This is a genomic window from Klebsiella pneumoniae (genome assembly GCF_000742135.1).
Taxonomy (GTDB): Bacteria; Pseudomonadota; Gammaproteobacteria; order Enterobacterales; family Enterobacteriaceae; genus Klebsiella; species Klebsiella pneumoniae.
In genome coordinates this window covers 1-9114 of record NZ_KN046822.1, presented here as the reverse complement: position 1 = coordinate 9114, position 9114 = coordinate 1, and the positions used below count along the sequence as shown (strand labels likewise).

Below are 9114 nucleotides of genomic sequence, written 5' to 3'. Positions count from 1 at the left end.
GACATATTGCTCCGTGTTACCGCCTTTCTCTTCCCTGCCGATAAATTATTCAGATAGGTGAAGTCTGTCGGTTTTCTGCTGAATATTTTACGTTAACCTATCTCTGTTGCTTTTTTCTCCTTGCGGAGAAATGCACGTCATCCCCGCTGGGGCGTGACTGACTTCAGGGGGAAATCCCCTGCTTACGCTGGCTGGACGCCACCGACGCACTGTCTTTCCCCCTCTTTCTGGCTCTGTCCGGCTGGACGCCGGTCACGCCAGAAATTCACCTGGCCCCCGTCAGGCTCACGCCTGACCACCCACAAAAATCCACGGTGCTGAACGCACCTGACGAAGCAGCAAAGCTGCTCCTGATTTTGCGGGTGGTCAGCCGCTCGCTATGGCGAACTCTGACGGGGGCCGGAACACCGGAAAAGACCGCACTGGGGTGCCGCCTTTTCCTCTCACACGCAGGGGCGTGTTCGTTGTTCCTCCGGGGCTGCGCCTTTTCCGCATGGGGCGGAAAGAGGCTGGCCTCCGTGGTGAAAGCTGAACGCAGTCACCACGGACGTGACCGCCGTCGCCATCCCTTGGGGCATGTCTGCGGCTTGTGCAGCGGGGGCTGCACACCACGCCGGTAAACCCGTCGTCTGAAGGAGATAGATTGCATGTTTAATACGGATTCGCTTGCCTGGAAGTGGCACATTCCGGAGCTGGCCCGGCAGATTTACCCGTGGGTCAGCTGGCTGTACCGGGAGTATTATAGTCTGGTCGGTTTTTTTCTGGTTATCGGCCTGTTTTTCGGTCTGGCAGAACTCTGGGCTGGGCGGATGCGTTTTGTGGGGCTGAGTCAGAAAGAATGGCGGGAGTATGCTGAACGCTATAAACGCGATAATAACCGTGCCGCGCCATTTTCGGTGCTGGCCTCGCTGGATTCGCCCGGGCGGATGGTCAGGGCTCGGCGGCATGTCTGGAACTACGCGTACTGGCTGACCGGCGCTGCCGGTCTGGCCCTTCTGGGGGGCTTGTTGTAGCCGTGTTTATCGAGAGCTGGGGAGAAACCGTCCTGCGTCCGGACCTCTACGCGAACGCAGATTATTACCTGCTGCAGCCGGCTAACCTGTTCGGGATAGCCTGGTGCGCGGGCGGGCTGGTTGTCGGGATTGTGTTGGCGCGGCTGCTGGCGTTCCTGCTGCTTGACGGTCATTTTGCGGCCGCTGACGAGGCGGTGAACGCGAAACTGAACCAGGAGAGCCGGCGCAGCAGCCAGCGGACCGGTGAAATGACCGACGTCCGCCACCTGCATTTCGGGGAGCCGGTACCGGTTAACGCGCTGGCCGATTTTTCCACGGAGCAGGCCCGGAAACAGCAGGCGGTGTTTCTGGGTAAGGATGAGCAGGGCCAGCCGGTGCTGGTCCCGCGTGATACCTGGCGCAAGACCAACATTCAGATCCTCGGCCTGCCCGGGAGCGGCAAGAGCGTGATGGCCACCAACGCGCTCATTCGCTGCGTACGCGATTTCGGGGACGCGGTGGTGTACTTCGACCCCAAAGGGGACGCATGGGCGCCGCACGTCTTCCGGGCGCACTGCCCGGACTTCACCCTGCTGGATCTGCGACCGGGGAAACCGGCGCAGCTGAATCTGTTCCGCGATCTCGACCAGTACGCCCTGAAGAATCTGCTGGTTGCCGGATTTAACCTGAGTGAGACCGGCGACGTGGCGGACCACTACCGTATCAGCGAGCAGAAAGCGGCGAAGCTGATTGCGGAGCAGTTTCCGCAGGGGGCAAACATTCAGCAGGTGCTGGCGGCGGCGTACGCGCTGCCGGAGACCCTGAAAAAGGACGTGAAGGGGCTGATCACCAAGCTGGAGAACGTGGCCGACCTGAGCGTCCTGCAGACGGACAGCGGCATCGACGTGGCAGGGATAATCAACGGCGGCGGCTGCCTGTATGTCATCGGCTCGATGGACGATGAGGCGGTGATCCGGGTGCAGAAGATGCTGTTTGCCCGCTGCGCGCAAATCATCATTGCGCGGGACGAGTTCCGGATGTGGCCGCACGCGAGCATCATGCTCGATGAGATTAAATATCTGCTGTCGAAATACGTGCTGAACGCGCTGGGGACGCTGCGCAGCCGGGACTGCAACCTGCTGCTCGCGCACCAGTCGCTGGGCGACTTCGGCCAGTGCGGCCAGGATCTGCCCGCTGATTTTGTGAAAACCACGGTACTGGATAACACGCCGATCCGCTGGTTCTATCGCGCGGCCAGCCAGGAGTCCGCGCAGTGGGCGGCGGGCCAGACCGGGGAGATCCGGGTGGACGTGGAGCGCCGCCGGGCCAGCCGGGAGGCGGGGAACGTGGAGCACATCAGCGGCGACAGCTTCATCCAGAAGGAGGCGCGGCCGCTGTTTGACGTGAACACCCTGCAACATCTGCCTGACGGGTTCGCGGTGATGACCGGGCTGGGCGTGGCGCGGCTGTCGTTCAGCAGCCCGCTGCGGGTTGATCGCCGGGAAATTCCGCTGAAAACCTTCCCGGTGCTGGCGAAAACGGACCCGCTGGCGGAGTACCAGCCGGAGGCCGGGCGGCAGCGGCCGGGTGATGATGATTTTGCGGGGCTGTACTGATGGCACTGGAGCGATACAACGTCAGCCACGCGAAGCGGCAGGCGCGGAACGCGGAGAAAACACGGCTGACCCTGCGCTGGCTGCGGGAAGAGCTGTGTTCCACGGCGGAGCTGGTTGCGCAACGGCTGGGGATTGCGGCGGTACAGCCGGTTTACCGCTTCCTGGACAGCCTGGTGGCGAAAGGGCTGCTGGTCCGGGCGAAATACCCGGTTGACGGCCGTCAGGTCAGCGTGTGGGGGCTGACGCCGCACGGGGTGGCGTTCTCGTTCGACGAGGACGAGCCGCTGACGGACATTATTCCGTTTCAGCCGTCGCGGGTGTCGGCGGCGCAGCTGCCGCACCGGCTGGCCGTGCAGTCCCTGCGCCTCGCCATGGAGGCCCGGGGGGCCACCGGCTGGCGGTACCTGCACCGTATTGCCCTGAAAGGGATGAAGGTGCCGGACGCGCTGGCGGAGCTGGACGGCAGAACGGTGGCGTTTGAGGTGGAGCGCACCGTGAAGAGCCGCAGGCGCTATCAGGAGGTGGTGTCCGGGTATCTGTTTAACCGCCGGGCGAACGGCATCGATGAAATCTGGTACATCTGCCCGGACCGGGCGACGCAGGTCAGGGTGCAGCGGGCGATCCTGTCGGTGGATGAAATCGTGAATCCACAGACCGGCGAGGCCCGCAAAACGGCGGAGCTGGATCGTGAACGGCTGTTTGCGTGCTTTAAATTTATGACAACGGAGTGAGGGATTATGGCGCTGTACATGGTATTTATTGAAGATGCGGAGGACCGGGACGGCGAGCGCTGCATCATGCCGACCAGCGAGCATCTTGAAGATATGGTGGTGCTCGCCTGGCAGACCGGGGCGTATGTTTTCTGTTTTGTCGACCGGGCCCAGCATCTGGCGATGATGAAATCCATCGGGATGTATGACGAGCGGCTCAACAGCGACGAAAAAGCCACGTACTTTTTCACCGGTGAAAATCCGCAATGGGAACGGGACAAACCCGCAGGAATGAAGCTGTGTGATTACCTCTATCGCAAGGTGGAGCGGTTCGCCATCGAGAACGGTGTGCAGGTGGTTGATGCCGGGAAGTGCTCACCGGAGCAGATTAGCGCGATGATTGAGGTGGTCAGCGAGCGGCACGGGGAAAGCGCGGTGAACGAGAAGCTGAAAGCGGAGCTGATGCGGGAATATAACAGCCGCTATTTTAACGTGCCGGTGCCTGAACTGCCGGAGGACAAATCCGCCTGCCGGTGGTGGCCGTCCGGCAAAAAATAAACGCCAGCACCGGCCATGCCGGTGCTGTTATTCCTCCCCGAGCTTATCCCGCATCACCTGCCAGAGTGTTTCCGCATCCTCGTGCAGCCGCTCGCACATGTCGGCCGGGGTATCCATATCCAGCTCGTTCAGTTTCTCGAGCAACAGCAGCGACTGGTCCTTAATGAATTTAGCCATATTGAGGGCGGTTTTTTCCTGCTTCGTCATGTTCTCCATTCCCTTCGGTAAGTTCTCAGCTAAACCAGCCGGACCAGAAGCGTTTTTTCTTCTGTGTCAGTTCTGTTGTCAATCTGTCCACTTCGGCCTGGAGTTTCCGGCGCTCATCATCGTGCTGGCGGCGTTCTTCTTCCCGGGATGTTTTATCTTCCAGCATCAGGGTGACAGCCTGCCGGAGATCGGCCAGTTCCTTTTGCATTGCCAGAAGCTGTTCCTGTGGGAAATTTTTTTGTGTATTTTCACGGTGTGAAATGCCGGGAATTTGTTTCTCAGGGATATTCACATTTCCGTATACACGGATCAGTTCTGACACATCCACGACAGGGTTGTTTTTCCCGTCACGTGACACGGTAACCTTTCCCTGTTTTACATGATTGTATAGCGTTCTTCTGGTAATGCCCGCGGCTTGTGCTGCCTGTGAAAGGTTGAGCAATGTTTTCGCCACTGTATACCCCTGATTTTATCGGGTGTGAAAGGTGTGTAATTTCTCACGGTAAATGTATCGCTGAATTTTACCCGTTTTTCCGTTCAGGATGTGGTTTTCTGACGCGCTGTGCTTGTCAAACCGGCGACGGCCACGCAATGAATTGCGCCCCCGTCATCGGTTATTAGAGGCTGTCTGCCCCCGGATACCCGGATTCTTTCTGATGCCTGACGGTGACGATCACAATCCGGTCCATTTCCCGGTCGTGGCGGTAGAGCATCACATAGCCACTGTCGCCAAACCCGATCACCAGTTCCTGATATTCCAGCGGCAGAAATGGCACCGGGCGGCCAATGTCTGGCAATGTTTTCAGTTGCTGGATAGCCCGGACGATCACCTCACCGGCTTTTCTGGCTGCCAGCCGATTTTTGGTTTTGAGAAAGTCCTGGAGGCGTTGTAAATCTCGCTGTGCCAGCGCGGAAATCGTTACCTGTGGCATGGCGGAGCATCCTGCTCGTTCTCAGTTCCCCAGGTACTTATCCAGGCTTCTGCTTCTTCCGCAGTAAGGTGCAGACCCGTTTCCTGATAGTGCTGCCATGCGGCTTGTCCGTCCCGCAGGTACTGGCTGCGCTTCTCTTCCCGGTCGATGTATTCGGTGATTGCCTCCAGCATTAGCGCGTGCGCTGAGCGGTGCCGGTCATCGGCCAGCGTTTTCAGCCGGTCCTTAAGTTCTTCATCGAGCCTGATGGATGTTGCTGATGACATAAAAGCCCCTTTGTAGTCATGTGTAATACATATGACTACTTTAATCCGTGGCGGCGCTATTTGCCAGAAATACGGCTTTTGCTGCCCATTTTTCAGCTTCGCTTCCCCATTTTTCAGCTTCGCTTCCCCATTTTTCAGCTTCGCTTCCACTAATCAGGGCTGCTACAGGCTCACTCATCATCCAGGACTATTGCAGCCTGCGGGTTAAAGGACCTGTTACTGGCGGCAACCATCATCATTGAACTTTTTGGTGGTGGCTGGTCGCGGATCCTGTAAGCCGTCATTTTTCAGACTGAATTCAAAATTTATAACCTGTCGCATTGCCGGGTGCCCTGCGGGATATAGCCAGTGCCTCATTGCCGTCAGCGTTTCCCGAAAAAAAAGTGACAGCCGGTAAGCGACACGTTGTCCACTCGTCCATCGTCCAGAATATCAAACGTGGCGGTCACCTGACCTTCGATGCGTTTTGCTGCGGCCTGTACCGGGTAGGTTGGCTGCAGTGTGGTTACGGGTTTTAGTGGTATCGCATGTACCGGAGTGAGGAACATGGCCGCCAGCACTGTCAGAGTAAAAGCTTTCATGGTCTGAAATCCAGAGGGGCGTTTTTGAATATTTGCCAGGTATTTTCATCCGGTGCCGGCGGAATTTTGGCGTGGGTAACGGCTGATATTGCTGCTTTACAGAGTTTCGGATCTCCTCCTTCAGCAATGGCGCTGTTCAGAGTGCCATCACGTTGTATGGATATCCGCACGGTGCACATTTTTCCCGCATAGGCCTCTGGTTCAAACATCTGCATTTCAACAGCGGTCTTGATGGCCGCAGCGTAGCTACTGATTTTAGATGACTTATCCAGAGTATAAATTTTCGGCGGCTGGGTGGTGGAATGCTTACAGGCCGTCAGGAGTAAGGGGCTGCACAATGCCAGCAGGATAAAGGGTATTAAACGCATCGGGTTGATGACCTGTCAGTAAAAAATATTACATGGGGCAGTGACCGGGTAGCTGCGATAACTGCCAACTTTCAGGCAACCACGTCGATCGGTAACCTTGTTTCCATATCAAGCTCAAATATCCCATAGGGGTTTACATGAGCGTAAATCAGCGGTGTCAGTGCTCTGAAGTCTTCTGCCTTCATTCGTGACAGCCATACGGGCTCATGGAGTACCTGCTGGATCATCAGCGTGTTCACGTAGACCAGGCAAATCTGCAACAGATGCAGCGCCAGAACAGACAACTCCTGCTCTTCCAGACGGTTTGTCGCCACCTCTCCGCCTTTACCATAAAAATGAACGCATTTGCACTATTCCAGTTTTCCACTACGTTCAGCCCTTCATTTATCTCAATGCGAAGATCTTCGGAGCCAATATACCGGCATAAGAAAATGGTTTTTATTGCTTTCCCCAGCTCCGCCAGAGCCTTATAAGTCGGATGCTGAACGTTGTTCCTGGTAAACCGGCGTAAAATGGCTTCTGGTTCTGCGGTTCCCTGTTTTAACGCTGTTGCGTATTTAATCATCTCATCGTACTGCTGAATGATGAGTTCCCAGTTAATGGTGCGGGTTAACACGGGGTCCAGATTTGAATAATCTCCGTTTTTTCATCACCGGTACGATAGAGTTTCTGGCTGGCGATAGCCTTAAGGCGCGGTAGCAGGTCAAAACCGAGCAAATATGAGAAAGCAAAAGCAACTTCACTCTGCCCGTGGCTGTCGACGTACTGTCGCTCGATATCCATATCAGTACAGTGGCGTAAAACACCCTCTATCATGGCGGCGACTTCAGAAGAAGAGCAACGCTTGAGCTGGGAGTAAATGCAGGTGGATTTCTTTTCCACATGCCAGTAAATCATGACGCCACGGCCGCCATACCGGATATGCCATTCCGTCATCAGATTTTGATCCCAGGAGCCAAATTTTTTGGAATCCGAAGCACAGGATGTTGTCCCTTCACCCCAGACGGCGGGCATCCCTGGCCAGAACTCGGGACGCAAAAACCACCCAGATATGAGCCCCCTGACGCGATCTTGATACTTCCAGTGTAGCTGGCACATCGAGTTCATCACAGGATTGCATGAACGCTGACGCATCGGCCTGCCATTCTGCTTCGTCAAAATCAACGGCCAGAAAATAACAGAAGTCATCTTCAAGCAAAGGATATACACCGATGGTGTGTTCGCCAGCCAGATGTCGGTAGATAACGGGATCCGATACGGGAATGAGCTGGCGGTGAGAGCAGTCGCTACATTTTATCGGGGTTTACCACATATACCTGGCTGCCATTCGTTGGCGCAGGCGGGAGAATAGCCCGACTTTCCGCTGTTTTTACTTTCCCAGCGCAGAGCCCATACATCATCCCGCCCCCGGAACAGTCGGCGAAACAGCGCAACCTTGTCGTCAGTAGATAAGGTTGATAATTTTTGCACCGGAGCCTGCCGCTTAAGTCTCCACTCAATTCCATGGGCATCAAGTAGCGAAATCAATCGGGCATTTTCTGCCCGCAGTGCCGATAATTCATCGCTGTCAGATTGGTGAACCATACTCTGCTGTAAACTCCCCCGCATCGATTTATGTCTGTCCGATCTCAGTCATCCGGTGTCTGGCAAGAAGCCGCACCACGGTGGAAGGATGAACACGGAACAGACGTGCAGCATCAGCGCCCGTTTTTTGCCCCGATGTGACGAGCGAGACAATCTCTTTTTGCTGTTGGGGGGTTAACTTAGGGCGTCGCCCACCAACCCGGCCATCCTGGCGTGCCGCCGCAAGCCCGCTCTTTGTCCGCTCACGAAGCATGGCGCGTTCAAATTCAGCAAAGGAGCCAACGATCTGCATCATCATCCTGCCCGCCGGAGTGGATGTGTCAATATTTCGGTAATGCTGCGAAATCAGCTCCCGTGTTTCAATCTTCTCCAGCGTCAGCAATAAATCCTTCAGCGAACGGGAAAGGCGATCCAGTTTCCATACAATAACCTGATCATCTTTGCGCAGTTGCTGTAAAAGACGTTGTAGTTCGGGTCGATCCCATCGCCTCCCGAAGCTTTTTCCTGGAAAATCAGTTCACACCCGGCTGACTTTAGTGCTGATATCTGAGCCTGAGTATCCTGTTCCTGTGTCGAAACCCGGGCATAACCGATAAGCATGATTGCGATTTCCTGTTGCCATTTGATTTTATATTGCAATACATTTTTGCAATGCACAAGGTCGCATCGTTACGTTGGGACAGGGATAGTTGCACAAACGTTCGTTTATGCGCGAAGGTGGAGGGGAGAAAAGTTGGCAGTTATCGCAGCTACCCGGTCACTACCCCTACATGTATATTTGCCACTCTTTACGGCCACGTTCATTGACATAAACACGGCTTATCGTATCGTTTTTACTACCAAACGGCCCGCCATGCAGTTGCGTGCATAGGCATGCAGCGGGTTACAATTTACCGGGCGCGTTTCCGGCGGTTTTCCGGGTTGTTTTATCCCGTAGCCGCCGGAAACGCTCTGAGGGCTTCTCGGGCGGTGCTGATAACAGATGTTATGTTCAATCAGACTGATCTGCGGGTACAAAAAAAGCCCCGGAGGGCTTTTAACTACTGACTTATTTTTTTGAGGATTTGCTGGGTTTCAATTTGTCAGTATTCCCCGGCGTTTTTTTATTGTCACGCTGGCGTTTATCAGGTTCCCCTGTTGAATCGGCAATTCGTTTCGGACCCGGCTTAAGACCCATAATCGTTATCCTTTCAATAGTTAAGAGGAAAGCCCTCAAGCTGGATATATTGACAGCGTTACGGATTATCAAGAGGGGCCAGCAAGATTATTTTTGTTCTTTTAGGTTGATTGCGATACTATT

General features: G+C 55.3%; 10 protein-coding genes and 3 pseudogenes. 4 read left to right on the top strand and 9 right to left on the bottom strand.

The features are described from left to right. The first annotated feature begins 647 nt into the window (after nt 1-647). The 4 genes from DR88_RS31610 to DR88_RS00040 are packed head-to-tail and all read left to right on the top strand — an operon-like array spanning nt 648 to nt 3876. A complete protein-coding gene (locus DR88_RS31610) occupies nt 648-1013 on the top strand; it encodes a hypothetical protein (protein ID WP_000483454.1) in 366 nt (121 codons plus the stop codon). A gap of 2 nt (nt 1014-1015) precedes the next feature. Continuing rightward, on the top strand, nt 1016-2608 hold the full coding sequence (locus DR88_RS00030; RefSeq protein ID WP_002193748.1) for a type IV secretory system conjugative DNA transfer family protein: 1593 nt from the start codon (nt 1016-1018) through the stop codon (nt 2606-2608). Next, the gene (gene mobC, locus DR88_RS00035; RefSeq protein ID WP_032444125.1) at nt 2608-3339 is read left to right on the top strand and encodes a MobC family replication-relaxation protein; all 732 of its coding nucleotides are present in this window, start codon (nt 2608-2610) and stop codon (nt 3337-3339) included. The genes DR88_RS00030 and mobC overlap by 1 nt, the downstream gene beginning before the upstream one ends. 6 nt (nt 3340-3345) lie before the next feature. Continuing rightward, nucleotides 3346-3876, top strand: a complete 531-nt coding sequence (locus tag DR88_RS00040; RefSeq protein WP_001240350.1) for a hypothetical protein — start codon at nt 3346-3348, stop codon at nt 3874-3876. A gap of 27 nt (nt 3877-3903) precedes the next feature. Here DR88_RS00040 and DR88_RS00045 read toward each other — a convergent pair whose 3' ends face one another. The 9 genes and pseudogenes from DR88_RS00045 to DR88_RS0127240 all read right to left on the bottom strand — a co-directional run bounded on the left by DR88_RS00045 (nt 3904) and on the right by DR88_RS0127240 (nt 8414). Continuing rightward, nucleotides 3904-4083 carry a Rop family plasmid primer RNA-binding protein gene (locus DR88_RS00045; RefSeq protein WP_000165970.1) on the bottom strand — a complete coding sequence of 60 codons (180 nt, stop codon included), beginning with the start codon at nt 4081-4083 and terminating at the stop codon, nt 3904-3906. Between the two features lie 25 nt (nt 4084-4108). After that, nucleotides 4109-4537, bottom strand: coding sequence for a hypothetical protein (locus DR88_RS00050; protein WP_001140599.1), 429 nt, complete (start codon nt 4535-4537; stop codon nt 4109-4111). A gap of 163 nt (nt 4538-4700) precedes the next feature. Next, complete coding sequence (locus tag DR88_RS00055) at nt 4701-5015, bottom strand: type II toxin-antitoxin system RelE/ParE family toxin (protein WP_001136729.1); 315 nt, start codon at nt 5013-5015, stop codon at nt 4701-4703. Beyond that, nucleotides 5003-5431 (bottom strand): CopG family ribbon-helix-helix protein, encoded by a 429-nt coding sequence (locus DR88_RS00060; protein WP_002193750.1) that lies wholly within the window; start codon nt 5429-5431, stop codon nt 5003-5005. The genes DR88_RS00055 and DR88_RS00060 overlap by 13 nt, the downstream gene beginning before the upstream one ends. 212 nt (nt 5432-5643) lie before the next feature. Beyond that, nucleotides 5644-5862 (bottom strand): TonB family protein, encoded by a 219-nt coding sequence (locus tag DR88_RS00065; protein WP_002193751.1) that lies wholly within the window; start codon nt 5860-5862, stop codon nt 5644-5646. Further along, nucleotides 5859-6230 (bottom strand): cell envelope integrity protein TolA, encoded by a 372-nt coding sequence (gene tolA, locus DR88_RS00070; protein WP_001237044.1) that lies wholly within the window; start codon nt 6228-6230, stop codon nt 5859-5861. The genes DR88_RS00065 and tolA overlap by 4 nt, the downstream gene beginning before the upstream one ends. 71 nt (nt 6231-6301) lie before the next feature. Then, nucleotides 6302-7241 (bottom strand): annotated as a pseudogene (locus DR88_RS0127245) (Tn3 family transposase); the annotation flags it as partial. Further along, a pseudogene (locus tag DR88_RS29180) lies at nt 7228-7814 on the bottom strand (TOTE conflict system archaeo-eukaryotic primase domain-containing protein); the annotation flags it as partial. The pseudogenes DR88_RS0127245 and DR88_RS29180, both read right to left, overlap by 14 nt. A gap of 28 nt (nt 7815-7842) precedes the next feature. Then, nucleotides 7843-8414 (bottom strand): annotated as a pseudogene (locus tag DR88_RS0127240) (recombinase family protein). Nucleotides 8415-9114 lie beyond the last annotated feature (700 nt).